We start from the raw sequence: 25415 nt of genomic DNA on the forward strand, positions 1-25415 counted from the left end.
ACGACGCCATCGTGGTGGTGGAGAACGTCGAGCGGGTGATGGCCGAGGAAGGCCTGTCACCAAGGGAGGCGGCGCGCAAGTCCATGGGCCAGATCCAGGGCGCGCTGGTCGGTATCGCCATGGTGCTCTCGGCTGTATTCCTGCCGATGGCGTTCTTCGGCGGCTCCACCGGGGTGATCTACCGGCAGTTCTCCATCACCATCGTGTCGGCCATGGCCCTCTCGGTGATCGTGGCGCTGATCCTCACCCCGGCGCTCTGCGCGACCATGCTCAAGCCGATCGAGAAAGGCGACCATGGCGAGCACAAGGGCGGCTTCTTCGGCTGGTTCAACCGGATGTTCCTTTCCACCACCCACGGCTACGAGCGGGGCGTGGCATCGATCCTCAAGCATCGCGCGCCGTACCTGCTGATCTACGTGGTGATCGTGGCCGGGATGATCTGGATGTTCACCCGCATTCCCACCGCGTTCCTCCCCGACGAGGACCAGGGCGTACTGTTCGCCCAGGTACAGACCCCGCCGGGCTCCAGTGCCGAGCGTACCCAGGTGGTGGTGGACTCGATGCGCGAATACCTGCTGGAGAAGGAAAGCTCTTCGGTCAGCTCGGTGTTCACCGTGACCGGCTTCAACTTCGCCGGCCGCGGCCAGAGTTCGGGCATGGCATTCATCATGCTCAAGCCCTGGGAAGAGCGTCCCGGTGGCGAGAACAGCGTGTTCGAACTGGCCAAGCGCGCGCAGATGCACTTCTTCAGCTTCAAGGACGCGATGGTGTTCGCCTTCGCTCCACCGTCGGTACTGGAACTGGGCAACGCCACCGGCTTCGACCTGTTCCTCCAGGACCAGGCGGGCGTCGGCCACGAAGTCCTGCTCCAGGCGCGCAACAAGTTCCTCATGCTCGCCGCGCAGAACCCGGCGTTGCAGCGCGTGCGTCCCAACGGCATGAGCGACGAACCGCAGTACAAGCTGGAGATCGACGACGAGAAGGCCAGCGCCCTCGGCGTGTCTCTCGCCGACATCAACAGCACCGTGTCCATCGCCTGGGGTTCCAGCTACGTCAACGACTTCATCGACCGTGGCCGGGTCAAGCGGGTCTACCTGCAAGGCAGGCCGGACGCGCGGATGAACCCGGACGACCTGAGCAAGTGGTACGTGCGCAACGACAAGGGCGAGATGGTGCCGTTCAACGCCTTCGCCACCGGCAAGTGGGAATACGGTTCGCCGAAGCTGGAGCGCTACAACGGCGTGCCGGCCATGGAAATCCTCGGCGAGCCGGCGCCCGGCCTGAGCTCCGGTGACGCCATGGCGGCGGTCGAGGAGATCGTCAAGCAATTGCCGAAAGGCGTTGGCTACTCCTGGACCGGCCTGTCCTACGAGGAGCGCTTGTCCGGCTCGCAGGCGCCGGCGCTGTATGCGCTGTCGCTGCTGGTGGTGTTCCTCTGCCTGGCGGCCCTGTACGAAAGCTGGTCGATTCCGTTCTCGGTGATGCTGGTGGTGCCGTTGGGCGTGATCGGCGCGCTGCTGGCGACGTCCATGCGCGGCCTGTCCAACGACGTGTTCTTCCAGGTGGGCCTGTTGACGACCATCGGCCTGTCGGCGAAGAACGCCATCCTCATCGTGGAGTTCGCCAAGGAGCTGCACGAGCAGGGCAAGGGCATCGTCGAGGCGGCCATCGAGGCCTGCCGCATGCGTCTGCGGCCGATCGTGATGACCTCCCTGGCGTTCATCCTCGGCGTGGTCCCGCTGGCGATCTCCACCGGCGCCGGCTCGGGCAGCCAGCATGCGATCGGTACCGGCGTGATCGGCGGCATGGTCACTGCGACCGTCCTGGCGATCTTCTGGGTACCGCTGTTCTACGTGGCGGTCAGCACGCTGTTCAAGGACGAGGCGTCCAAGCAGCAAGCGTCCGTCGAAAAGGGGCAATGATATGAAACGGTCCTTCCTTTCCCTGGCGGTAGCCGCTGTCGTTCTGTCCGGCTGCTCGCTGATCCCCGACTACCAGCGCCCCGAGGCGCCGGTAGCCGCGGCCTACCCGCAAGGGCAGGCCTACGGGCAGAACACCGGCGCGGCCGCCGTTCCGGCCGCCGACATCGGCTGGCGCGAGTTCTTCCGCGACCCGCAGTTGCAGCAACTGATCGGCGTGGCGCTGGAAAACAACCGCGACCTGCGGGTCGCCGCGCTGAACGTCGAGGCCTTCCGGGCGCAGTACCGCATCCAGCGGGCCGACCTGTTCCCGCGGATCGGCGTGGACGGTAGCGGCACCCGCCAGCGTTTGCCGGGCGACCTGTCGACCACCGGCAGTCCGGCGATTTCCAGCCAGTACGGGGTGACCCTGGGCACTACCGCCTGGGAACTCGACCTCTTCGGCCGCCTGCGCAGCCTGCGCGACCAGGCCCTGGAGCAGTACCTGGCGACCGAACAGGCGCAGCGCAGCGCGCAGACCACCCTGGTGGCCAGCGTGGCGACCGCCTACCTGACGCTGAAGGCCGACCAGGCGCAGTTGCAGCTGACCAAGGACACCCTGGGCACCTACCAGAAGAGTTTCGACCTGACCCAGCGCAGCTACGACGTCGGCGTCGCCTCCGCGCTCGACCTGCGCCAGGCGCAGACCGCCGTGGAAGGCGCCCGCGCGACCCTGGCGCAGTACACCCGCCTGGTAGCCCAGGACCAGAATGCGCTGGTCCTGCTGCTGGGCTCCGGGATCCCGGCGAACCTGCCGCAAGGCCTGGGCCTGGACCAGACCCTGCTGACCGAAGTGCCGGCGGGCCTGCCGTCGGACCTGCTGCAGCGGCGCCCGGACATCCTCGAGGCCGAGCATCAGCTCATGGCCGCCAACGCCAGCATCGGCGCTGCGCGCGCGGCGTTCTTCCCGAGCATCAGCCTGACCGCCAACGCCGGTACCATGAGCCGCCAGCTGTCCGGCCTGTTCGACGCCGGTTCGGGTTCCTGGTTGTTCCAGCCGTCGATCAACCTGCCGATCTTCACCGCCGGCAGCCTGCGCGCCAGCCTGGACTACGCGAAGATCCAGAAGGACATCAACGTCGCGCAGTACGAGAAGGCGATCCAGACCGCCTTCCAGGAAGTCGCCGACGGCCTGGCCGCGCGCGGTACCTTCACCGAGCAGTTGCAGGCGCAGCGCGATCTGGTCAAGGCCAGCGACGAGTACTACCAGCTCGCCGACAAGCGCTACCGCACGGGGGTGGACAACTACCTGACCCTGCTCGACGCGCAACGCTCGCTGTTCACCGCGCAGCAGCAACTGATCACCGACCGCCTCAACCAGCTGACCAGCGAGGTCAACCTGTACAAGGCCCTCGGCGGCGGCTGGAACCAGCAGACCGTGACCCAGCAGCAGACCGCGAAGAAGGAAGATCCGCAGGCCTGATCGCCTTCCGCGCCATGCAAGAACGCCGACCCTAGGGTCGGCGTTTTTTTATCCTCGCGGAAGTCGGCGGGTCCGCGTCACGGACCCGCTCGGCCTTAGCGGTTGCGGGTCAGCAGTGCGGGGCGCTCGCCCTTGCGCCGCGGTTCCAGCTCGTCGAGCTGCTCGGCGGTGGGGAAGCGATCCATGCGCACCAGGTCGCGCTTGTTGATCACCACCGGCTGGCGGCTCGGCTGCTTTCCGGTGCCGTACTCGGACGGCTCGCGCAGCGGCGCGTCGCTCATCCGCGAGGCATTCTCGCGACCCTGGCCGCGCGGCTTGCCGGAGCGCGGTTTCTTCGCCTTGCCCTGGCCGGCGCCCTGACCGCGAGCGCCGCCTTGAGCGGTGCCCTGGCTCTTGCCGCGAGCGTGGCCCTGGCCTTGGCCGCGACCCTGCTGGCCGGTGCCGCCCTGGGGTTTCTGCTGGCCACCGCGGCGTCCGCGTCCCTTGTTTTCCTGGCCCTGGTAGGGGCTTACGTAGTCGGCGCGGTTGCCGAAATTGTCGAAGTCGTCGTCGAGGAACTCTTCCGGATCGCGATTACCGTCGACTTCCGGCGGCCGATTGGGCTTGGCCGGACGCGCTTCGCGGCTCTGCCGCGGCTGCTGCGCTTGGCCGGCCTCGCGGTTTTCCTTGTTCTTGCCACCGCGACGGCGGCGCTTGCCGGCCGGCTTCTCGGTACCGTCCTGGGCCGCAGCGACACTGCTGTCGGGGTTGCTCGCCTGGGCGTCTTTCGGCTTGCGCTCGCGGCTGCGCCGTTCCTTGTCGCGGCGCGGCTGCTTCTGCGGTGCCTCGCGGGGCTCCGGCTGGGATACCTCGGGCAGCACGGCCTCAGGGTCGAAGCCCTGGGTATCGCCATCGGGAATACGCTGTCTGGTCATCTTCTCGATGGCCTTGAGCAGCTTCTCTTCGTCCGGCGCCACCAGCGAGATCGCCTCGCCGCTGCGTCCGGCGCGGCCGGTACGGCCGATGCGGTGGACGTAGTCTTCCTCGACGTTGGGCAGCTCGTAGTTGACCACATGGGGCAACTGGTCGATATCCAGGCCGCGGGCGGCGATGTCGGTCGCCACGAGGATGCGCACGTCGTTGGCCTTGAAGTCGGCCAGCGCCTTGGTCCGCGCGTTCTGGCTCTTGTTGCCATGGATCGCGGCGGCCGGCAGGCCGTGCTTGGTCAGGTACTCGGCGAGACGGTTGGCGCCGTGCTTGGTACGGGTGAAGACCAGCACCTGTTCCCAGGCGCCGACGGTCACCAGGTGCGCCAGCAGGGCGCGCTTCTGCGGCGCCGGCAGGCGGAACACGCGTTGCTCGATGCGCTCGACCGTGGTGTTCGGCGGCGTTACCTCGATGCGTTCCGGGTTGTGCAGGAGCTTGTTGGCGAGGTCGACGATGTCTTTCGAGAAGGTTGCCGAGAACAGCAGGTTCTGGCGCTTGGGCGGCAGCTTGGCGAGAACCTTCTTCACATCGTGGATGAAGCCCATGTCGAGCATGCGGTCGGCTTCGTCGAGGACGAGGATTTCCACGTGGGACAGGTCGACCTTGTTCTGCCCGGCCAGGTCGAGCAGGCGGCCGGGGCAGGCGACGAGTACGTCGACGCCCTTGGCCAGGGCCTGGATCTGCGGGTTCATGCCAACCCCGCCGAAGATGCACGTGCTGTTCAGCGGCAGGTCGCGGGCGTAGACCTTGAAGCTGTCATGCACCTGGGCGGCCAGCTCGCGGGTCGGGGTCAGTACCAGCACGCGCGCCTGGCGCGGGCCGTGGCGGTGTTCGCGGTCGGGATGACCGGCGGGGAACAGGCGCTCCAGTACCGGCAGGGCGAAACCACCGGTCTTGCCGGTGCCGGTCTGTGCCGCAACCATCAGGTCGCGACCTTGCAACACGGCGGGAATCGCCCGCTGTTGCACGGGAGTGGGCTGGCTGTAGCCCGCAGCCTCCACAGCGCGGGCAAGCGCCTCGGAGAGTCCGAGGGAAGAAAAGGACATGCGGGTTTTCCTATATGGGCCGGGGCGAGGCCGGCTGCTGTGAAATCACCAAGTTCTGCGAACTCCTGTCTACCTTCGGGCCCTGTCGGCCAGGGCGGAAGGTCTGGCCGCGGCGCTGCGTATGCGCTCGGTGGCCGGTGTCGAACGGGTGCCCTCGCGGGCATGGCCGCGCACCTGGTCGGGGGCGCTGGCCGGTTCGCTCCCGGCCCTGGGTGGGGGGGCCGGGGGCAGCGTCAACGGAGGGCTGCGGTCAGAGCAGGTCACGCTGGCGCAAATGCTGGCGGATCTCGTTGGCCCGGGAGCCAAGGAGGTTGCGCAGCAAGCTGTGATTCAGCCAATCCTCGATTTGTTCCGCAATCGGTTCCCGCGGATAGCGTTCGATGGCATTGGTCGCGGCTTTCTCCCACCAGACGGGGCCGCAGGCCCGGTCGAACTCGTTACTGTATTCGTGGCAACCGTAGAGCAGTTCGATACTGAACTGGCGCATCGGAGCCGGCAACGGCAGGGTTCCCAGCTTGTACAGCAGACGCTTGGCACGCGGTGGGCGTGGCAGTCGATCGGTCACCTTGAGGGTGTCGTCGAGGGCTGCAGCGCTGAGAAGGGACGAACCGTGCTTGCACAACCAGGCCTGGATCTTCGCGCGGAACAGCTGTTTCCGGCTCCAGTAATGGTGGATCAGGTCGGTACAACCCACCAGCTCCAGCCGCTTGTGGGCGGCGACGGCCAGGACGAATTCCTCAAGAGTATAGGCACCGTTGGCAATTGGATAGAGTTCATCCATTAATTCCAACGAACGGTCGAGTATTTTCGCCTCTTCCCGAGGCAGGCCGATGACGCCGGAGTTGAGCTGGTGCATCTCGTCGTCGGCCCAGCCGCGCTCGAACAGGTAGGGCGAGAGGTCGCGGTAGAGCGGGAAGTTACGGTGTTCGCCATAGCGCGCGCCGATCGCGTTGCACAGCAGGCTGCCGGGCTGGATGCGGTCGAACAGGCGCAGGGGCGAACTGTGGAAGAAGGTATCGGTGTCGATCAGCAATGCCTGGTCGGCGTCTTGCAGGGCGTCGCGCAGGGCCACGTGCTTGGCGCGGAAGTGATAGCCGTGCGGTTGGCACCAGGCGACCAGCTCCTCGGCCGTCACTTCGCGGACCTGCACCGGCAGGCCGGCGTAGGGACTGGGGTCGTCGGTATAGACCCTGACCGTCAGGCCATGCGCCGCCCCGTCGCGGAGGTGGGCGAAGGCGCTGGCGATGCTGAACAGGGCTTCCTGGTGGTAGGTCTGTCGCCCGTAGACCAGGTAGATCAGATGCTTGCGTGAGTTGGCCATGTCTGTCGTGGATCGCGTGAGAGGCTTCCCTGCCGGTATACGCTGCCGGGCCGAACCGCGTGGGCGGTATCAGCGTGGCAGCTGGAGATTCTTCCAGATCGCCAGGCTCGGATCGGCCTGGTTCAAAGTATAGAAATGCAGTCCCGGTGCGCCGCCCTCCAGCAGACGTTCGCACATCTCGCTGATGACCTGCTCGCCGAAGGCCTGGATGCTGCGGCTGTCGTCGCCGTAGGCTTCCAGTTGCTTGCGGATCCAGCGCGGCAGTTCGGCGCCGCAGGCGTCGGAGAAGCGCGCCAGCTTGGAGTAGTTGGTGATCGGCATGATGCCGGGGACCACCGGGATGTCCACGCCGAGCTTGGCGACCCGCTCGACGAAGTAGAAATAGGCATCGGCGTTGAAGAAGTACTGGGTGATGGCGCTGCTGGCGCCGGCCTTCACCTTGCGCACGAAGTTCGCCAGGTCATCCTCGAAGCTGCGCGCCTGGGGGTGGACTTCCGGATAGGCGGCGACCTCGATGTGGAAGTGGTCGCCGGTCTCGGTGCGGATGAAGTCCACCAGTTCGTTGGCGTAGCGCAGTTCGCCGCTGGCCATGCCCATGCCCGACGGCAGGTCGCCGCGCAGGGCGACGATGCGGCGGATGCCGGCCTCGCGGTAGCGGCCGAGCAGTTCGCGCAACTCGGCTTTCGAGTCGCCGACACAGGACAGGTGCGGCGCGGTCGGCACCTTCACTTCGCCATCCAGTTGCAGCACGGTGCTCAACGTGCGGTCGCGGGTGGATCCGCCGGCGCCGTAGGTGCAGGAGAAGAAGTCGGGCTTGTAGCCCGCCAGGTTGCGGGCGGTGGCCAACAGCTTTTCATGGCCGGCCTCGGTCTTCGCCGGGAAGAACTCGAAGCTGAAACGGCGTTCGCTCTGACTCATGATCGGTTCCTTGGACGCGGCCACGGCCGCGCCTCTTCTTGTTGATTCCGACTAGCGCCGGGTACTTCAGTAGTACTGGCGGTAGTGCTCGATTTTTTCCCGCAGGCGTCGGGCTGTCGCGGCGTGGGCATGGCCGAGGCGAGCGAGGATCAGCTGCGACTCCTGGTGGTAGTTCGCGATCTTGTCCTGGTTCCAGGTCTGCGGCGGTGGCTGCAGGTTGGTGATGCGGTCGCACAGCTTGACCAGGGCGTACTGCGCCGGGCCCTCGGCAAGCGCCTGGAGATAGTCGTCGAGGGATCGCTTGGGGCCGTCGCCGACGCGCTTGCTCAGGGCCTGCACGCCGGCACAGACGAACTCGCCGAACTGTTGCCGCAGCTCCTCGGGTGAGGTCGCCGTGTCTTCCAGGGTGTCGTGCAGGACCGCGATCTGCAGGGTTTCCCCGAGCCGTTCGATGGCACCGTCGCGATCGGCGGCCAGCAGCTCGTTGGCGACCATGCCCAGGTGCACCAGGTAAGGCAGCGGCGAGCCGCCGAGGGTCTGGTTGCGGTGGGCGCGGGCGGCGAACAGCCAGGCCTGGTTGTAGCGATCGGCGAGGTGCGTGGACATCGTGGGAGCGCTCATGCGAACGGGGCAGGCGCATGGCGCCTGCCCCGTGGTCCGCTTAGTAGCGATAGGTGTCCGGCTTGAACGGGCCTTCCACGCTCACGCCGATGTACTCGGCCTGTTTCGGGGTCAGTTGGGTGACCACCCCGCCGAAGCCCTTGACCATCTCCAGGGCCACTTCCTCGTCGAGCTTCTTCGGCAGCACTTCGACGCTCAGGCGCTTGGCCTTCTCGGCGGCCGGCAGGTCGGCGTACTTCTGCTCGAACAGGTGGATCTGCGCCAGCACCTGGTTGGCGAAGGATCCGTCCATGATCCGGCTCGGATGGCCGGTGGCGTTGCCCAGGTTGACCAGGCGGCCCTCGGCGAGAAGGATCAGGTAGTCGTCATTGTGCGCGTCGAAACCGTCCTTGCCGGTGCGGTGGATCTTGTGCACCTGCGGCTTGACCTCTTCCCAGGCCCAGTTCTTGCGCATGAAGGCGGTGTCGATCTCGTTGTCGAAGTGGCCGATGTTGCAGACCACCGCGCGCTTCTTCAGCGCCTTGAGCATGTTGGCGTCGCAGACGTTGACGTTGCCGGTGGTGGTGACGATCAGGTCGATCTTGCCCAGCAGCGCGGCGTCGATGCTGGCCTCGGTGCCGTCGTTGATGCCGTTCTTGTACGGCGAGACGACTTCGAAGCCGTCCATGCAGGCCTGCATGGCGCAGATCGGATCGACTTCCGCGACCTTGACGATCATGCCTTCCTGGCGCAGCGACTGCGAGGAGCCCTTGCCCACGTCGCCGTAGCCGATCACCAGGGCCTGCTTGCCCGACAGCAGGTGGTCGGTGCCGCGCTTGATGGCGTCGTTGAGGCTATGGCGGCAGCCGTACTTGTTGTCGTTCTTGCTCTTGGTCACCGAGTCGTTGACGTTGATCGCCGGGACTTTCAGGGTGCCGTTCTTGAGCATGTCGAGCAGGCGGTGGACCCCGGTGGTGGTCTCTTCGGTGATGCCGTGGATGCGTTCGAGCATCTGCGGGTATTTCTTGTGCAGGATCTCGGTCAGGTCACCGCCGTCGTCCAGCACCATGTTGGCGTCCCACGGCTGGCCGTCCTTGAGGATGGTCTGCTCGATGCACCATTCGTACTCTTCCTCGGTCTCGCCCTTCCAGGCGAACACCGGGATGCCGGCGGCGGCGATGGCGGCGGCGGCCTGGTCCTGGGTGGAGAAGATGTTGCAGCTCGACCAGCGGACTTCGGCGCCCAGCGCGACCAGGGTCTCGATCAGCACGCCGGTCTGGATGGTCATGTGGATGCAACCGAGGATCTTCGCGCCTTTCAGCGGCTGCTGGCCGGCATACTTGCGGCGCAGGCCCATCAGTGCGGGCATTTCCGATTCGGCGATGATCAGCTCGCGGCGGCCCCAGGCGGCCAGGGTGATGTCGGCGACCTTGTAGTCGGTGAAACCGGCGGGTGTCATGACAGCGCTCATGCGTAACTCTCCATTCGTTGTCTGCGAATGGGCGCCGTTGGTGCGTTGACAGACCGGCGAGGCCGGCCTGAGAGCGCGCTCCGTTCGAGCCTGACAGGCCTAGGCCTGCTGCAGCGCCCCTCGAACGGAAGGCGGGAGCGACCCGAAGGGCCGCCTGAGCGGGCGATTATAGCGGCGCCACATGAAACTCCCAAGTCACCCCTGATACGCCGCTCGTCGCCGTGCGTCGCGCCCTCGGGCTGCGGCGATGCACCGCAGCGCAGAAGCGCGGGGAATTTGCGTGTCAGGATGCTAGAGTGCGCGGTCATGAGAATCGCTCCCATCTCCCGCTCGCCGCTGCTGCAGTGGCTGAGCTTCGCCCTCTGCGCCTGCGTGCTGGTCAACGCGCTGGCTTGTGGCGTCCTGCACCTGCAGGCGCTGGGAGTGGGCAGCGACAAGGGGCAGAAGGCCAGCGTCGGGCTGTTCTGCGTCGCCGGTGCCAGCCAATGGCTATCCCTGGATCCCGACGACGGGTCCGCCGGCGATCCGGCACCGGTCAATCCCCAGTTGCCGGTGAGCTGCCCGATGTGCAGCGCCCTGGTGCTGTTCGTCGCGCTCGGGGTGATCTGGTCCTGGCGCTTGCAACGGCGACGCCAGGCGCGTTTCCGCCCGCCCGCCACGCGCGAGCCGGTGCCGCCCCGGTACGTCTGGCCGCCGGCCAACCCGCGCGCTTCCCCCGCCTGATCCTGAACGCCCGCCGCGCCGGGCATTTGCAACCGTCGCCCGTCCTGCCTCGTCCGCGCAGCGCTCGCCGCTGTCCATCCGGGCGAGGCGGGCGTGCCCACCATGCCTTGCTTCAGGATCGCTCGATGAAAAAGCACTCCACGGCCCGTCGCGTCCTCGCGCTGGGTCTCAACCTCACCCTGGCCGGCGTTCCGGCCTGGCTCTGGGCCGATGAGGAACCCACCGAACTGCCCGCCCTCACCGTCAGCGCCGGCGCCGCCGGGGAAACCCCGCCGGCCCTCGATCTCGACGACAGCGCCGGCGGCGGTTCGCGCCTGGGCCTGAGCCTGCGCGAGACTCCCGGCTCGGTAAGCGTGGCCAACCGTGCCAGCTTCGAGCGGCGCGGCCTGCGCAGCACCCAGGACATCGCCAACAGCCTGCCCGGCGTGAACGCCTCGGCGCCGCCCGGCTTCGGCGGCTTCGTCACCTACCGTGGCTTCAGCTCGAACCAGGTCAACCAGTTGTTCAACGGCATTCCGGTGCAATACAGCAGCGCCATGCGTCCGCTGGACGACTGGATCGTCGACCGCGTCGAACTGGTCGGCGGTCCGTCCTCCTTCCTCAACGGCGCCGGTGCCGTCGGCGGCTCGCTGGACTACATCAGCAAGCTCGCCGACCGCTACGGCGATTTCATGGAAGGCCGGGTGCGCTACGGCAGCTACGACGATTCGGAAGTCGCCTTCGGCTTCAACCAGGCCCTGGGCATCGGCCCCGAGCCGAAGCACTTCGTGCGCCTGGACGTCAGCCGCAGCGGCGGCAACGGCTACGTCGACCGCAATTCGCGCGAATCGTGGAACGTCGCTTTCTCCCTGCTCAGCGACCTGACCCCGGACCTTTCCCACACCCTGGCCCTGGAGTACCAGGACGAGCAGGAAGACAGCCCCTACTGGGGCACGCCGGTGCTCAACCCCTACGCCGGCGAGCTGAAGATCGACAAGAGCCGTCGCCGCGAGAACTACAACGTCGCCGATGGCCGCTACGAACAGCGCGTGCGCTGGCTGCGCTCGATCCTCGAATACCGGGTCAGCGACAGCACGCGCTGGCGCAACACCTTCTACCACTACGACGCCGAGCGCGATTACCGCAACCTCGAGACCTACCGCTACAACGCCGACAACAGCGGGGTGGTGCGCTCCAACGCATTCCTCCAGCGCCACGACCAGCAGCTCGACGGCAACCGCTTCGAGCTACAGCACAGCCAGCCGCTGTTCGGACTGGCCAGCGACTGGGCGCTGGGCTTCGACTACAGCATCAACAAGCAGACGCGCTTCCCGAATACCGCCTCCGGGCCGTTCGGTACGGTCGATCCGGCCAGTTTCGAGCCGGGCCACTTCTACGACCTGCCGGGCATGCGTCCCGGCCACCGGAAGGACCGCAGCAACGAGGTGCGCACCAGCGCGTTGTTCGCCGAGAACCGCCTGGGCCTGACCGACGAGCTGTCGCTGGTCACCGGGCTGCGCTACGACCACCTCGACCTCGACGTGCGCAACCATCGGGTGCCCGACAAGGACAATCCCGCACACTTCGAACGGCGCTGGGACGTGCTCACCGGGCGCGCCGGGCTGGTCTACCAGTTCACCCCGCACGCCAACGTCTACCTGCAATACAGCACCGCCGCCGACCCGCCGGGCGGGGTGCTGACCAGCGCCAGCTTCGCCCAGGTCCGCGACTACGACCTGTCCACCGGCGACCAGTGGGAGCTGGGCAGCAAGTTCGATTTCCTCGACGGTCGCGGCAGCGCCACCCTGGCCGCCTACCGCATCGTCCGCCGGGACTTCTCGGTGGCCGACCCGAACAACCCCAACCTCAGCGTGCCGGTGGGCCAGCAGACCTCCAGGGGCATCGAGGCCGCCGCCTCCCTGCGGATCACCCCGAAGCTGCTGGCCGAGGGCAATTTCGCCTGGGTCGACGCGCAGTACGACGAGTTCACCGAGAACGTCGGCGGCGTCGCCGTCTCGCGCAAGGGCAAGACGCCGCCGAACGTGCCGGAGCGGGTCGGCAACCTGTGGCTGACCTACGACTTCGACCCGGCCTGGCAGGGCGGGGTGGACGCGCGCTACGTGTCCTCGGTGTACGCCAACAACGCCAACACCTGGCACGTGCCGTCCTATACGGTCTACGGGACTTTCCTCAGCTACCGGCTGGACGAGCGCACGCGGATCACCGGGCGGGTGCGCAACCTCACCGACGAGGTCTACGCGCGCTTCGTGCAGAGCACGCCGCTGTACTACGTCGGCGACCCGCGCACCTTCGAGCTGAGCGTGCAGACGCGCTTCTGAGGAGTCGCCGATGAAACGCTACCTGTACCTGTGGCACCGCTGGTTGGGCATCGGCTGCTGTCTGCTGATGGTGCTCTGGTTCGTCTCCGGCATGGTCATGCTGTATGTCGGCTATCCCAAGCTGACTCCGCTGGAGCGCCTGGCCCACCTGCCCGAGCTGGAAGGCTGCGAGGCCTGCGTACCGCTGCGGACGGCCCTCGCCGGCGGCGATGGAAAGACCCCGCGGAGCATCCGGCTGGCCAGCGTAGGCGGCCTGCCGACCTACCTGCTGGACGACGCCGACGGACACACGCGCGCGCTGGCGGCGCGCGACGGCCGACCGCTGGCGGTGGACGCGGACAGGGTGCTGGCTTCGGCCCGTGCCTTCAGCGGCGAAGTACCGATGCAGTTGCAAGGACGGACCGAGGAAGACGCCTGGACCCATACCCGCAACCTCGATCCGCACCGGCCGCTATGGCGGGTGCAGACCGCGGACGAGGAGGGCCGGCTGCTCTACCTGTCCTCGCAGACCGGCGAGGTGGTACGCGACGCCAGCCGCCGGGAGCGTTCCTGGAACTGGCTCGGCGCCTGGCTGCACTGGCTCTATCCGCTGCGCGGCGGCTGGTTCGACGGGCAGTGGGCGAACCTGGTGATCGGCCTGTCGCTGCTGGCGACCCTGGCGACTGTCCTCGGCATCCTCGTCGGCCTGCTCCGCTGGCGCTTCCGCAAGCCCTACCGCAGCGGCTCGCGCTCGCCCTATGCGGGCGGTTTCCAGCGCTGGCACCACCTCGCCGGCCTGCTCTTCGGCGCGCTGGTGCTGAGCTGGATCTTCAGCGGGTTGATGTCGATGAATCCGTGGAACCTGTTCGGCCGCGGCACGCCGCTCGACCTCGCGGCCTACCAGGGCGGTAGCTGGGACCGGGCGCTGCCCGCCGGACTGGAGGCGGACGCTGTCCTGCGGCGCTTGCGTGCCGCCGGGTTGCGGGTGCGCGAACTGGAGTGGCGGGCGCTCGACGGCGAGCCCTATGCGCTCGGGCGCAGCGCCAGCGGCAACAGCCTGCTGCTGACGGCGGATGGCGAAATCCTCCGCGAGCTACCCGCGGATCGCCTGCTGGCGGCGGCTCGCGCGCTGCTGCCGGGCGTGCCGATGCAGGCCGAACGGTTGGAACGCTACGACTTCTATTACTACCCGCGCGAAGAACACAGCATGATGGGCTACCTGGAACGGCGCCTGCCGGTCTGGCGCCTGCGTTTCGACGATCCCCGGCATACCTGGGTGCACCTGGATCCCTACAGCGGCGCGGTGGTTGGCGTGCTCGACGACGGTCGGCGCGGCAGCCGCTGGCTGTTTTCCCTGCTGCATAGCTGGGACTGGCTGCCGCTGCTGACCCGGCGTCCGCTGTGGGACCTGTGGATGCTCGGTTTCAGCCTCGGCGGCCTGGTGGTCTGCGCCAGCGGCTGCTGGATCGGCTGGCGGCGCCTGCGCGGCCGCCGTCCGAAGCGCCGCTGAGAGGGGCTACCTGGCAGGTCTGGGCGTCGCCGCACGCCCGGATTTGCTGGTAGCCTTGGTTGAATTCGCAGTAATGGATCGCACATGGGCACACACAAGATCGAGATCCGCCGCCGCAACGTCGAGAAGATTCTCCTGGCCGCCGAAAAAGTCTTCGCCGAAAAAGGCTACGCCGGCACCTCCATGGGCAACATCGCCGAAGAAGCCGAACTGCCGCGCTCCAACCTGCACTACTACTTCAGCACCAAGGACGAGCTGTACCGCGACGTCCTCCTCGGCCTGCTCGAGGTGTGGAAGCAGGACGCCCTCTGCTTCGAGATGTTCGATGACCCAAGGGTGGTATTGACCAGCTATATCCGCGCGAAGATGAACCACTCGCGCACCCGTCCGCACGGCTCCAAGGTCTGGGCCAACGAAATCATGCATGGCGCGCCGCTGCTCGGCGCCACCCTCGACGACAGCCTCTACGAATGGGCCAAGATGAAGGAGGCGAAGATCCGCCAGTGGGTCGAGGAAAAGCGCATCCTGTCGATCGAGCCGAGCAGCCTGCTCTACATGATCTGGGCCTCCACCCAGCACTACGCCGACTTCGGCTACCAGGTCGAGGTGCTCAACGGCCGCCAGCCGCTCAGCGACATGCAGTTCGAAAGGGCGGTGCAGACGGTGACCAGTGTGGTTTTGCGCGGAATCGGATTGGAGCCCTGAGCATCGGAGCCTTCGCTAGAAGGCTCCGGCGAAGGCTCAGCTGGCGCGGGTGAAGTCCACCGCTTCCGCCTGTTCGAGGAACACCGTGGTCTGCGCCGGGAGCGTCTCGGCGACCAACCGTCCGCCGCGGATCGAGTAGCGCACCGGGACCTGCCGGCGTACCGCGTCGAAGCCGTCGCGGGCCGGCAGCACCAGCAGGTTGGCCGGATGGCCGACCTCGATGCCGTATTCCCGCAGGCCGAGGGTGCGGGCGCTGTTGCGGGTGATCAGGTCGAGGCCGCCGTCGATCTCGTCGTAGCCCATCATCTGCGTCACGTGCAGGCCCATGTGCAGCACCTGCAGCATGTTCGCGGTGCCCAGCGGGTACCAGGGGTCGAACACGTCGTCGTGGCCGAAGCAGGTGTTGATCCCGGCGCCGAGCAGTTCCTTGACCCGGGTGATGCCGCGGCGCTTCGGGTAGTCGTCGAAGCGACCCTGCAGGTGGATGTTCACCAGCGGGTTGGCGACGAAGTTGATTCCCGACAGTTTCAGCAGACGGAACAGCCGCGAGGTGTAGGCGCCGTTGTAAGAGTGCATCGCCGTGGTGTGGCTGGCGGTGACCCGTGCGCCGAGGCCGTCGCGATGGGCGAGCATGGCCAGGGTCTCGAGGAAGCGCGACTGCTCGTCGTCGATCTCGTCGCAATGCACGTCCACTGGCAGGTCGTAGCGCTTGGCCAGGTCTATGGCCTTGTGCAGCGACTCGACGCCCAGCTCGCGGGTGAATTCGAAATGCGGGATCGCCCCCACCACGTCGGCGCCCAGGCGCAGCGACTCCTCCAGCAGTTCCAGGCCGTTGGGGTAGGAGAGAATGCCCTCCTGGGGGAAGGCGACGATCTGCAGGTCGACCCAGGGTGCCACTTCGCCACGCACCTCGAGCATAGCCCTGAGCGCGGTGAGGGTCGGGTCGGAGACGTCGACGTGGCTGCGCACGTGCTGCACGCCGTTGGCGATCTGCCATTTCAGGGTCTGCCAGGCGCGCTGCTTGACGTCCTCGTGGCTGAGCAGGGCCTTGCGCTGGGCCCAGCGTTCGATGCCTTCGAACAGCGTGCCGGAGCGGTTCCACTCCGGCTGGCCGGCGGTCTGGGTGGTGTCGAGATGGATGTGCGGCTCGATGAATGGCGGCACGGCAAGACCGCCGGCACCGTCCAGGCGCTCGCCGGCGTCGTCGTCGGCCTGTTCCATCGGCACCAGGGCGGCGATACGGCCATCGGCGACGCGCAGTTGCCAGAGACCTTCGCGGCCGCGCAGGCGCAGGTTGTCAATCAGCATGGAGGACCTCTTCTGGTTTGTTCGGGCTGCGGCTCAGCAGGGGATTGAGCAGCAGGTAGGCGATGGCGGCGCCGAGCACCGCGTTGACCGGCACGATCCCCGGCAGCCAGTGGCCGGCGGCAGTGCCGCAGGCGACGGCGAGGATCGCCGCCCAGTTGATCGCCTGGATGTCCGCGCAGGGATGCTGGCGATAGCGCCGGCGGCGACTCAGGTAGTCGGCGATGATCACCCCGCCGATGGGCGGGATGGCGGCGGAGAGGAAGGTCAGCCAGCCGACGAAGTGGTTGTACAGCCAGAGCGCGGCGAGGGTGCCGAGGGCGCCGTTGAGCATCGCCAGGAAGCGGCTGGAGAGGCCGGTGATGTTGGCGAAGCCGAGGCCGGAGGCATACAGCGCGTTGTCGTTGGTGGTCCAGATGTTCAGGCCGAGGACCAGGATCGCCGGGATCAGCAGGCCCTGGGCGATCATCACGTCGGAGATGTCCGACTTGCCCACCGCCGCCGCGCCGGCCGCGCCGAAGATGAACATCAGCGAGTTGCCGAGGAAGAACGCCACCAGGCACACCACCACGGCGGTACGCGCGCTGCGGCCGAAGCGGACGAAGTCGGCGGTGAGGGTGCCGGCGCTGACGAACGAGCCGACCACCAGGGCGATCGCGGTCGAGAGGCTCAGCGGCGCGCTCGGCGTCACCTGCTGCAGCGCCGCCAGGCCGCCGGCGTCGCGAACCGCGAGCCACACCGAGTAGCTGCCGAGGACGACGATCGCCGGGACCGCGATGGCCGACAGCAGGGTCAGCCCGGCGATGCCGAAGAACACCGTGAGGGTCATCAGCGCCCCGGAGACCAGGATCAGCAGGTTGACGTCGAGCCCGGTGGCCTTGGCCACCGGGATGGCGAACATCGCTACGCCGACGCCGAACCAGCCGACCTGGGTGCCGCCGAGCAGCGCCGAGGGCAGCCAGGAGCCCTTGCTGCCGAACGAGTAGTGTGCCAGCAGGTGGGTGGAAAGGCCGGTGCGCGCGCCGATGAAGCCGAGGATCGCGGTGTACAGGCCGAGCATCAGGTTGCCCAGCAGCACGGCGAGGAAGAAGTCGTCGTAGCTCAGGCCGGTGCCGAGGGTGCCGCCGGTCCACATGCTGGCGGAAAAGAAGGTCAGGCCGAGCATCACCACGCTCAGGGCCAGTGCGCTCTTGCGCGCCGCCAGCGGGACCGGTTGCTGGCTGTAGTTGCTGTCTGCGGACATGCGCGAGTCTCCGTGGGGCGCCGGCCGTCCGGGAGCGTCGGCCGGGCCGCGGCGAATGGTAGTCGAAGGCGGGTCGATCCGACAGACGCCGTTGCGCGTCGTCGGACCGCAGCGGCACGCAGGAAGCGTGCCGGCGCGCGGCAGGGCGGCGTCCGCCGGGGATGCGGGCGCCGCCCTGCGTTCAGGAGGCTTCGCGGTAGGGGTTGCGCGGATCCTGGGTCCAGTTGAGATAGGGCTTGCCGGTGTCCTGCGGCACCATTTCGATGCAGCTCTCCACCGGACAGGTGATCTGGCACAGGTTGCAGCCCACGCACTCGGCGTCGATCACTTCGTAGCGGTGCGTACCGTCGGCCCGGGGCAGGCTGGCGATGGCCTGGTGCGAGGTGTCCTCGCAGGCTATATGGCAGCGGCCGCAACCGATGCAGGCGTCCTGGTCGATGCGGGCGATCACCTGGTAGTTGATGTCCAGGTACTTCCAGTCGGTGGTATTGCCCACCGCGCCGCCGCTGAAATCGGACAGCCGCTGGTAGCCATGGCTGTCCATCCAGCGCGCGAGACCGTCCTGCATGTCCTCGACGATACGGAAGCCGTGCAGCATCGCCGCCGTGCATACCTGCACCGCGCCGCAGCCGAGCGCGACGAATTCCGCTGCGTCGCGCCAGCTGCCGATACCGCCGATGCCACAGATCGGCAGGCCGCGGGTCTGCGGGTCGCGGGCGATCTCGGCGACCATGTTCAGGGCGATCGGCTTCACCGCCGAGCCGCAGTAGCCGCCGTGGGTGCTCTGGGTGCCGACCACGGGCAGGGCGACCATGCGCTCCAGGTCGACGCTGGTGATCGAGTTGATGGTGTTGATCAGCGACACCGCGTCGGCGCCGCCGCGATGGGCGGCACGCGCCGACTGGCGGATGTCGGTGATGTTGGGGGTTAGCTTGACGATCACCGGCAGCGAGCAGTGGGTCTTGCACCAGCGGGTGACCATCTCCACGTACTCCGGTACCTGGCCCACCGCCGCGCCCATGCCGCGCTCGGGCATGCCGTGGGGGCAACCGAAGTTCAGCTCGATACCGTCGGCGCCGGTGGCTTCCACCAGCGGCAGGATGTATTTCCACGACTCCTCGACGCAGGGCACCATCAGCGACACGATCAGCGCGCGGTCCGGCCAGTCCTTCTTCACCTGGGCGATCTCGCGCAGGTTGATCTCCAGCGAGCGGTCGGTGATCAGCTCGATGTTGTTGATCCCCTGCACCTGGCGGTTCGGTCCGAAGTGCGCGGAATAGCGCGACGACACGTTGACCGCCGCGGGGTCTTCGCCGAGGGTCTTCCAGACCACCCCGCCCCAGCCCGCCTGGTAGGCGCGGACCACGTTGTAGGCCTTGTCGGTGGGCGGAGCGGAGGCCAGCCAGAAGGGGTTGGGCGACTTGATGCCGGCGAATTCGATAGACAGGTCGGCCATCACGCAGCCTCCACGTTGAGCATGAGTTGGGCGTGGATCGCTTCCGCCGCCAGTTTGCCGTGCTGCACCGCCTGCACGGTGAGGTCCTCGCCGAGCGCCACGCAGTCGCCGCCGGCGTAGATGCCGGGGATGCTGGTGCGCATCTGTCCGTCGACCTGGATGCGCTCGCCGTCGCGCCGCAGTTGCGCTGCCAGCGGATCGTCCAGGCTGGCGCCGTCGAAGGCCTGGCCGATGGCCTTGAAGATGGCGTCGGCGGCCAGTTCGAAGTGCTCGCCGGTGTCGCCCAGGCGACCGTTCTCCAGGCGCGTTCGGGCGAAGCGCATGCCGCGCACCCGGCCATGCTCGTCGAGCAGTACCCGTTCCGGTCGGGCCCAGGTCAGCAGGCGCACCTGGCTGGCCTTGGCGATCTCCTGCTCGTGGCCGGTGGCGCCCATTTCCTCGAAGCCACGGCGGTAGACCAGGTTGACGTCGCGGGCGCCGAGCCGGCTCATCTGCACCGCCATGTCGATGGCGGTGTTGCCGGCGCCGATGACGATGCAACGGTCGGCGACGGGCAGGTCGAGCAGGTCGTCGCTCTGCCGCAGTTCGCGGATGTAGTCGGTGGCGGCGAGCAGGCCGGGGGCGTCCTCGTCTTCCAGGCCGAGGCGCTTGCTGGCGGCCAGGCCGATGCCGAGGAACACCGCGTCGAACTCTTCGTGCAGGGCGCCGAGCGCGAGGTTGTCGCCGAGACGCTGGCCGTGGCGCAGTTCGATACCGCCGATCTGCAGGAGGAATTCCACTTCGCGCCGGGCGAAGTCGTCCACCAGCTTGTAGCGGGCGATGCCGTACTCGTTGAGGCCGCCGGCCTTGGCGCGGGCCTCGAAGAGCACCACGTCGTGGCCGTGCATGGCCAGGCGGTGGGCGCAGGACAGCCCGGCCGGCCCGGCGCCGACCACGGCGATACGCTTGCCGGTGGCCGGCGAGCGCTTGAACGGATGTTCGCCGAAGCCGGCGTGGTCGAGGGCGTAGCGTTGCAACTGGCCGATCAGCACCGGTGTGCACTCCTGGGCGTTGTTGCGCACGCAGGCCCGCTGGCAAAGGATTTCCGTGGGGCAGACGCGGGCGCAGCTGCCGCCGAGGATGTTCGCCGAGAGGATCTTCTGCGCCGCGCCCTGGACATTCTCCTGGGCGATGCTGCGGATGAACCCGGGGATGTCGATCTCGGTCGGGCAGGCGTTGACGCAGGGGGCGTCGTAGCAGTACAGGCAGCGGGCGCTTTCCAGGGCGGCCTGGCGGGCGTTGAGCGGCGGCGCGAGGTCGGCGAAGCGCTCGGCGAGCGTGTCCGCGCCGGCGTCCGGACGGGGGAGGTGGTTCAGGGAATCGATCACGGTTGTAGCCTCTCTTCTGGTTTCTTCTCGGGGCAGTCAACGGCAATACGGCACCGTCCGGCCTCTACGGGCCGGTCCGGTATTGCGGGAAGGATCAGCGCTCGACGGCGACCGGGCGCTGGCGTTCGGCGCGGCGGCCGAGCACTTCGTACACCGACGGGTAGGCCGGGCGCTCCACGTAGCGTCCGGCGCCGGGTTCGGCGCGCAGGTCGCCAGCGGCCCAGAGCAGCTTGCCCTGGCTGATGGTGTGGCTGGGAATGCCGCGCACGGTGCGACCTTCGAAGATGTTGAAATCGACCCGCTGGTGGTGGGTGGCGGCCGAGAGGGTGCGGCTGCCCTGCGGGTCCCAGAGCACCAGGTCGGCATCCGCGCCGACGCGGATCGCGCCCTTGCGCGGGAACAGGTTGAAGATCTTCGCGGTGTTGGTGGAGGTCAGCGCGACGAATTCGTGCATCGACAGGCGCCCGCTGTTGACCCCGGCGTCCCATAGCAGCGCCATGCGGTCCTCGATGCCGGCCGTGCCGTTGGGAATCTTGCTGAAGTCGTCGCGGCCCATGGCCTTCTGCTCGGCGCAGAAGCAGCAGTGGTCGGTGGCGGTGGTATGCAGGTTGCCGGACTGCAGGCCGCGCCACAGCGCTTCCTGGTGTTCGACGGGACGGAACGGCGGGCTCATCACGTAGCCGGCCGCGGTGGCCCAGTCCGGGTGGCGGTAGACGCTGTCGTCGAGCAGCAGGTGCCCGGCCAGCACCTCGCCGTAGACCGGCTGGCCCTTGGCCCGGGCATAGGCGATCTCGTCCAGCGCCTCGCGGCTGGAAATATGCACCAGGTACAGCGGCGTACCCAGCGTCTCGGCGATGCGGATGGCACGGCTGGCGGCCTCGCCCTCGACTTGCGGCGGACGCGACAGCGGATGCGCCTCGGGGCCGGTGAGGCCCTGGGCGAGGAGTTTCTGCTGCAGGTGGAAGACCAGTTCGCCGTTCTCCGCGTGCACCGTCGGCACCGCGCCCAGCTCCAGGCAGCGCTCGAAGCTGGCTACCAGGGTATCGTCGGCGGCCATGATGGCGTTCTTGTAGGCCATGAAGTGCTTGAAGCTGTTCACCCCGTGCCGTACCACCAACTCGCCCATCTCCCGGGCGACCTCGTCGCTCCACCAGGTGATGGCGACGTGGAAGCCATAGTCCGCAGCGGATTTCTGCGCCCAGCCGCGCCAGGTGTGGAAGGCCTCCAGCAGCGACTGTCGCGGGTTGGGGATGACGAAGTCGATGATCGAGGTGGTCCCGCCGGCCAGCCCGGCCGCGGTGCCGCTGAAGAAGTCCTCGCTGGCCACCGTGCCCATGAAGGGCAACTGCATGTGGGTATGGGGGTCGATGCCGCCCGGCATCAGGTACTGGCCACCGCCGTCGAGGACGTCGCAGCCGGAGGGGGTTTCGAGGTTCTCGCCGATGGCCTGGATGAGGCCGTTGGCACAGAGCACGTCGGCTCGATAACTCTCTTCGTGAGTGACCACGGTGGCGCCACGGATCAACAGGGACATGCCGTCTTTCCTCGCAGGCTGACCGGTCGTTGCCGGTTCTTGAAATTGTTTTTTCGCCATGCGCCGGGGGTTTTTCTAATCCTGTCAGCGCTGACAGGATTCGAATCTAGATGCTGATCATGGTTTGAGCAAGATTATTTTCAAATGATTGTTTGAGTTTATAACTCATTGATTTTAAATGATTAAAAATAAATATCACCAAAATGGTGAGGGTTCTCACCATTTTGACGCGCTTGACAAGAACTCAAAAAGGTCGAGATTTCCCATGCAAAATCAGCCGCTTGAAAGCCGTGTTCGGGCGGTTGTGGGGAGATGAAAAAAGTTCGCCTGCACTCCTTTGGTTCCTGACCGGGGCGACAGGCTCGCGCATTTCCCCCGGTGACACGCCGGACTGCCCGTCGGCGTGTCACCGACGTTGTCGATGAAGTGTTTCAGATCAGTCGGTTACCTCCAGTAGACCGGCCTGCCCAGTGACGTCGCGGGGTTTTCGGCACGCTTATTGAGTGCCGCCCGCCACGGCATTGGCCGGACCGGAGGTGCAGTACTGGTGGTGCGGTACTCCGGCCATCGCATTAGCCCGATGAGCGAATAACTAAAAGAATTCTGGAGAGGCCCATGCAACAGAGCAGATCGGAAGTGACCGAGCGCGACGGCTTGGTCGAGCTGTCCGCCGGCAGCGACGTACTCGACAGTCCCCGCTACAACCACGACATCGCCCCGACCCGGGTGGAACAGCGTACCTGGAACAGGTGGCACATCACCGCGCTGTGGATCGGCATGTCCATCTGCGTGCCCACCTACACCCTCGGCGGCGTCCTCACCGCCTACTTCGGCCTCAGCGTCGGCGAAGCGCTGCTGGCGATCCTGCTGGCCAACCTGGTGGTGCTGATCCCGCTGACCCTCAATGCCTTCGCCGGCACCCGCTACGGCATTCCCTTCCCGGTGCTGCTGCGCGCTTCGTTCGGCATCATCGGCTCCAACGTGCCATGCCTGATCCGCGCCGTGGTCGCGTGCGGCTGGTTCGGCATCCAGACGCTGTTCGGCGGGCTGGCGATCCATCTCTTCCTCGGTTCGATCTTTCCCGCCTGGAAGGCCCTCGGCGGCACCGGCGAGGTGATCGGTTTCCTCCTGTTCTGGGGGCTGAACCTGTGGGTGGTGCTGCGCGGCGCGGAGTCGATCAAATGGCTGGAGACACTCTCGGCACCGCTGCTGGTGCTGGTCGGCCTCGGCCTGCTGGTGTGGGCGCTGCCGCACATATCGGTCAGTGAACTGCTGGCGCAGCCGCCGAAGCGGCCGGAAGGCGCCAGCGTCACCGGCTACTTCATGGCCGGGCTGACGGCGATGGTCGGCTTCTGGGCCACGCTGTCGCTGAACATCCCCGACTTCAGCCGCTATGCGCGTAGCCAGAAGGACCAGATACTCGGGCAGATCTTCGGCCTGCCGCTGACCATGTTCCTGTTCGCCGCCCTCGGCGTGGTGATGACCGCCGCCTCGGCCTCGCTGGTGGGCGAGACGGTTTCCGACCCGGTCAGCCTGATCGGCCACATCCCCAGCCCCGGCTGGGTGGCGGTGGCGATGGCGCTGATCATCGTCGCCACCCTCTCGACCAACACCGCGGCGAACATCGTCTCGCCGACCAACGACTTCCAGAACATCGCACCGAAACTCATCGGCCGCACCCGCGCCGTCTGGCTCACCGGCTTCATCGGCCTGGCGCTGATGGCCCACGAGTTGCTGAAGAAGCTCGGCTGGATCGTTTCCGACCTCAGCCTGGAAAGCGTCTACTCCAACTGGCTGCTCGGCTACTCCAGCCTGCTCGGGCCGATCGCGGGGATCATGGTGGTGGACTACTTCCTGGTGCGCAGGCAACGCCTCGACCTCGCCGGACTCTACCGCGACGACGTCTACCCGGCTTGGAACTGGCCCGGCTTCGCCGCCTTCGCGGTGCCGGTGGCGCTGACCGTCATGGCCCTCGGCAACCGCCAATTCCACTGGTTCTACGACTACGGCTGGTTCACCGGCTCGCTGCTCGGCGGCGCGCTCTACTACGGCCTCTGCGGCCGCCGCGCGCGGAGCCCGGCGGCATTGGCCAAACCGCTGCCCTGATGGGCATACAGGCGGCCGGCGAGCCGCCGACACCTACTCCAAGCCTGAGGAGACGACAATGAGCACTGCCCGGAACGTCCTGCAATCCACCCAGCGACACATCGATGGCCAGCGCCTCTGGCAATCGCTGATGGATCTCGCCCGCCTCGGCGCCACCGCCAAGGGTGGGGTCTGCCGCCTGGCCCTGAGCGATCTCGACCGCCAGGCCCGCGATCTCTTCGTGCAATGGTGCGAAGCGGCCGGCTGCACGGTCAGCGTCGATCGGGTCGGCAACATCTTCGCCCGTCGTCCCGGGCGTAACCCGGACTTGCCCCCGGTGATGACCGGTAGCCACATCGACACCCAGCCCACCGGCGGCAAGTTCGACGGCTGCTTCGGGGTGATGGCCGGCCTCGAGGTGATCCGCACCCTCAACGACCTCGGAGTGGAAACCGAGGCGCCGCTGGAGGTGGTGGTGTGGACCAACGAGGAAGGCTCGCGCTTCGCGCCCTGCATGATGGGCTCGGGCGTATTTGCCGGGAAGTTCACCCTAGAGGAGACCCTGGCCAAGCGCGATGCCGACGGTGTCAGCGTAGGCGAGGCGCTGGACGCCATCGGCTACGCGGGAGCGCGGGATTGCCTCGGACATCCGGTGGGCGCCTATTTCGAGGCGCACATCGAACAGGGGCCGATCCTCGAGGACGAGGAGAAGACCATCGGCGTGGTGCTCGGCGCGCTCGGGCAGAAATGGTTCGATCTGTCCCTGCGCGGCGTCGAGGCACACGCCGGGCCAACGCCGATGCACCTGCGCAAGGACGCCCTGGTCGGTGCCGCGGCGGTGGTCGAGGCGGTCAATCGCGCAGCCCTCGGCCATCAGCCGCATGCTTGCGGCACGGTCGGCTGCCTGCACGCCTATCCCGGTTCGCGCAACGTGATACCCGGCGAAGTGAAGATGACCCTGGACTTCCGCCATCTGCAACCGGAGCGCCTGGACTCGATGATCGCCGAGGTCCGCCAGGTGATCGCCGCGACCTGCGAGAAGCATGGCTTGCAATACGAGCTGGTGCCGACCGCCGATTTCCCGCCGCTGTACTTCGACCAGGGATGCGTCGGCGCGGTGCGCGAGGCGGCGCAGGCGCTGGGCATGCCGCAGATGGACATCGTCAGCGGCGCCGGCCACGACGCGATCTTCCTCGCCGAACTCGGTCCGGCGGGGATGATCTTCGTGCCCTGCGAGAACGGCATCAGCCACAACGAGATCGAGAACGCCAGCCCCGACGACCTGGCCGCCGGCTGCGCGGTGCTGTTGCGGGCCATGCTCAAGGCCTCCGAGGCGATCGCCGGCGGCCGCCTGGCGGCCTGAGTGGCGCTTTCATCGAGACGCCGGCATTGACCGCCTTCTACACGGGTTCGGTAGGGCGAATAACGTCAGGGGCATTATCCGACGATGCGCGGCTGGCCGGCGGATAACCGCGTTGCGGTTATGC

General features: G+C 67.2%; 17 protein-coding genes, 1 pseudogene and 1 riboswitch. Of the genes and pseudogenes, 8 read left to right on the plus strand and 10 right to left on the minus strand.

Features of this window, described 5'->3' with window-relative positions; genetic code table 11:
* Both mexB and oprM read left to right on the plus strand, forming a co-directional pair.
* Window positions 1-1922 (plus strand): annotated as a pseudogene (gene mexB / locus HMPREF2886_RS28025) (multidrug efflux RND transporter permease subunit MexB); the annotation flags it as partial.
* Window position 1923: 1 nt separating this feature from the next.
* Complete coding sequence (oprM, locus tag HMPREF2886_RS28030; protein ID WP_003084633.1) at window positions 1924-3381, plus strand: multidrug efflux RND transporter outer membrane channel subunit OprM; 1458 nt, start codon at window positions 1924-1926, stop codon at window positions 3379-3381.
* Between the two features lie 95 nt (window positions 3382-3476).
* Here the strand turns inward: oprM and HMPREF2886_RS28035 are convergent, their stop codons facing one another.
* The 5 genes from HMPREF2886_RS28035 to ahcY form a co-directional block, all read right to left on the minus strand.
* The gene (locus HMPREF2886_RS28035) at window positions 3477-5393 is read right to left on the minus strand and encodes an RNA helicase RhlE2 (protein ID WP_058173545.1); all 1917 of its coding nucleotides are present in this window, start codon (window positions 5391-5393) and stop codon (window positions 3477-3479) included.
* A gap of 250 nt (window positions 5394-5643) precedes the next feature.
* Window positions 5644-6714: a hypothetical protein gene (locus HMPREF2886_RS28040; RefSeq protein WP_033971340.1), complete on the minus strand. Its 1071-nt coding sequence runs from the start codon at window positions 6712-6714 to the stop codon at window positions 5644-5646.
* Window positions 6715-6783: 69 nt separating this feature from the next.
* Window positions 6784-7632, minus strand: a complete 849-nt coding sequence (gene metF, locus HMPREF2886_RS28045; protein ID WP_003084639.1) for a methylenetetrahydrofolate reductase [NAD(P)H] — start codon at window positions 7630-7632, stop codon at window positions 6784-6786.
* Window positions 7633-7698: 66 nt separating this feature from the next.
* Window positions 7699-8253: an HD domain-containing protein gene (locus HMPREF2886_RS28050; RefSeq protein ID WP_052151835.1), complete on the minus strand. Its 555-nt coding sequence runs from the start codon at window positions 8251-8253 to the stop codon at window positions 7699-7701.
* A gap of 40 nt (window positions 8254-8293) precedes the next feature.
* Window positions 8294-9703 carry an adenosylhomocysteinase gene (gene ahcY, locus HMPREF2886_RS28055; RefSeq protein ID WP_003099900.1) on the minus strand — a complete coding sequence of 470 codons (1410 nt, stop codon included), beginning with the start codon at window positions 9701-9703 and terminating at the stop codon, window positions 8294-8296.
* Between the two features lie 22 nt (window positions 9704-9725).
* Window positions 9726-9831, minus strand: a riboswitch (S-adenosyl-L-homocysteine riboswitch).
* A 178-nt stretch (window positions 9832-10009) separates the two neighbouring features.
* On the opposite strand from ahcY, the gene HMPREF2886_RS28060 reads away from it, so the two are divergent.
* From HMPREF2886_RS28060 to HMPREF2886_RS28075, 4 genes are all read left to right on the plus strand, one after another.
* On the plus strand, window positions 10010-10426 hold the full coding sequence (locus HMPREF2886_RS28060; protein WP_023086803.1) for a DUF2946 domain-containing protein: 417 nt from the start codon (window positions 10010-10012) through the stop codon (window positions 10424-10426).
* Window positions 10427-10551: 125 nt separating this feature from the next.
* The gene (locus tag HMPREF2886_RS28065; protein ID WP_033971354.1) at window positions 10552-12744 is read left to right on the plus strand and encodes a TonB-dependent receptor; all 2193 of its coding nucleotides are present in this window, start codon (window positions 10552-10554) and stop codon (window positions 12742-12744) included.
* 10 nt (window positions 12745-12754) lie between these two features.
* A complete protein-coding gene (locus HMPREF2886_RS28070) occupies window positions 12755-14233 on the plus strand; it encodes a PepSY domain-containing protein (RefSeq protein WP_039028011.1) in 1479 nt (492 codons plus the stop codon).
* An 84-nt stretch (window positions 14234-14317) separates the two neighbouring features.
* The gene (locus HMPREF2886_RS28075) at window positions 14318-14938 is read left to right on the plus strand and encodes a TetR/AcrR family transcriptional regulator (protein WP_033971359.1); all 621 of its coding nucleotides are present in this window, start codon (window positions 14318-14320) and stop codon (window positions 14936-14938) included.
* Window positions 14939-14974: 36 nt separating this feature from the next.
* Here the strand turns inward: HMPREF2886_RS28075 and HMPREF2886_RS28080 are convergent, their stop codons facing one another.
* The 5 genes from HMPREF2886_RS28080 to hydA form a co-directional block, all read right to left on the minus strand.
* Window positions 14975-16246 (minus strand): cytosine deaminase, encoded by a 1272-nt coding sequence (locus tag HMPREF2886_RS28080; RefSeq protein ID WP_058018253.1) that lies wholly within the window; start codon window positions 16244-16246, stop codon window positions 14975-14977.
* Window positions 16236-17486, minus strand: a complete 1251-nt coding sequence (gene codB / locus HMPREF2886_RS28085; protein ID WP_003084659.1) for a cytosine permease — start codon at window positions 17484-17486, stop codon at window positions 16236-16238. The genes HMPREF2886_RS28080 and codB overlap by 11 nt, the downstream gene beginning before the upstream one ends.
* Before the next feature lie 181 nt (window positions 17487-17667).
* Window positions 17668-18945, minus strand: coding sequence for an NAD-dependent dihydropyrimidine dehydrogenase subunit PreA (gene preA, locus HMPREF2886_RS28090; protein WP_073649032.1), 1278 nt, complete (start codon window positions 18943-18945; stop codon window positions 17668-17670).
* Window positions 18942-20309: an NAD(P)-dependent oxidoreductase gene (locus tag HMPREF2886_RS28095; RefSeq protein WP_058018252.1), complete on the minus strand. Its 1368-nt coding sequence runs from the start codon at window positions 20307-20309 to the stop codon at window positions 18942-18944. Before HMPREF2886_RS28095 ends, preA begins: the two co-directional genes overlap by 4 nt.
* A gap of 94 nt (window positions 20310-20403) precedes the next feature.
* A complete protein-coding gene (hydA, locus tag HMPREF2886_RS28100) occupies window positions 20404-21843 on the minus strand; it encodes a dihydropyrimidinase (protein WP_070748784.1) in 1440 nt (479 codons plus the stop codon).
* Window positions 21844-22458: 615 nt separating this feature from the next.
* Here hydA and HMPREF2886_RS28110 point away from each other — a divergent pair.
* Window positions 22459-23949 (plus strand): NCS1 family nucleobase:cation symporter-1, encoded by a 1491-nt coding sequence (locus HMPREF2886_RS28110; RefSeq protein ID WP_003084674.1) that lies wholly within the window; start codon window positions 22459-22461, stop codon window positions 23947-23949.
* A 58-nt stretch (window positions 23950-24007) separates the two neighbouring features.
* Window positions 24008-25291 carry a Zn-dependent hydrolase gene (locus tag HMPREF2886_RS28115; protein WP_003084676.1) on the plus strand — a complete coding sequence of 428 codons (1284 nt, stop codon included), beginning with the start codon at window positions 24008-24010 and terminating at the stop codon, window positions 25289-25291.
* Window positions 25292-25415 lie beyond the last annotated feature (124 nt).

It is taken from the genome of Pseudomonas sp. HMSC066A08, assembly GCF_001813025.1.
Taxonomy (GTDB): Bacteria; Pseudomonadota; Gammaproteobacteria; order Pseudomonadales; family Pseudomonadaceae; genus Pseudomonas; species Pseudomonas aeruginosa.

Coding starts and splice junctions, on each gene's coding strand:
- oprM (WP_003084633.1), top strand. CDS start 1,924: ATGAAACGGTCCTTCCTTTCCCTGGCGGTAGCCGCTGTCGTTCTGTCC.
- HMPREF2886_RS28035 (WP_058173545.1), bottom strand. CDS start 5,393: ATGTCCTTTTCTTCCCTCGGACTCTCCGAGGCGCTTGCCCGCGCTGTG.
- HMPREF2886_RS28040 (WP_033971340.1), bottom strand. CDS start 6,714: ATGGCCAACTCACGCAAGCATCTGATCTACCTGGTCTACGGGCGACAG.
- metF (WP_003084639.1), bottom strand. CDS start 7,632: ATGAGTCAGAGCGAACGCCGTTTCAGCTTCGAGTTCTTCCCGGCGAAG.
- HMPREF2886_RS28050 (WP_052151835.1), bottom strand. CDS start 8,253: ATGAGCGCTCCCACGATGTCCACGCACCTCGCCGATCGCTACAACCAG.
- ahcY (WP_003099900.1), bottom strand. CDS start 9,703: ATGAGCGCTGTCATGACACCCGCCGGTTTCACCGACTACAAGGTCGCC.
- HMPREF2886_RS28060 (WP_023086803.1), top strand. CDS start 10,010: ATGAGAATCGCTCCCATCTCCCGCTCGCCGCTGCTGCAGTGGCTGAGC.
- HMPREF2886_RS28065 (WP_033971354.1), top strand. CDS start 10,552: ATGAAAAAGCACTCCACGGCCCGTCGCGTCCTCGCGCTGGGTCTCAAC.
- HMPREF2886_RS28070 (WP_039028011.1), top strand. CDS start 12,755: ATGAAACGCTACCTGTACCTGTGGCACCGCTGGTTGGGCATCGGCTGC.
- HMPREF2886_RS28075 (WP_033971359.1), top strand. CDS start 14,318: ATGGGCACACACAAGATCGAGATCCGCCGCCGCAACGTCGAGAAGATT.
- HMPREF2886_RS28080 (WP_058018253.1), bottom strand. CDS start 16,246: ATGCTGATTGACAACCTGCGCCTGCGCGGCCGCGAAGGTCTCTGGCAA.
- codB (WP_003084659.1), bottom strand. CDS start 17,486: ATGTCCGCAGACAGCAACTACAGCCAGCAACCGGTCCCGCTGGCGGCG.
- hydA (WP_070748784.1), bottom strand. CDS start 21,843: ATGTCCCTGTTGATCCGTGGCGCCACCGTGGTCACTCACGAAGAGAGT.
- HMPREF2886_RS28110 (WP_003084674.1), top strand. CDS start 22,459: ATGCAACAGAGCAGATCGGAAGTGACCGAGCGCGACGGCTTGGTCGAG.
- HMPREF2886_RS28115 (WP_003084676.1), top strand. CDS start 24,008: ATGAGCACTGCCCGGAACGTCCTGCAATCCACCCAGCGACACATCGAT.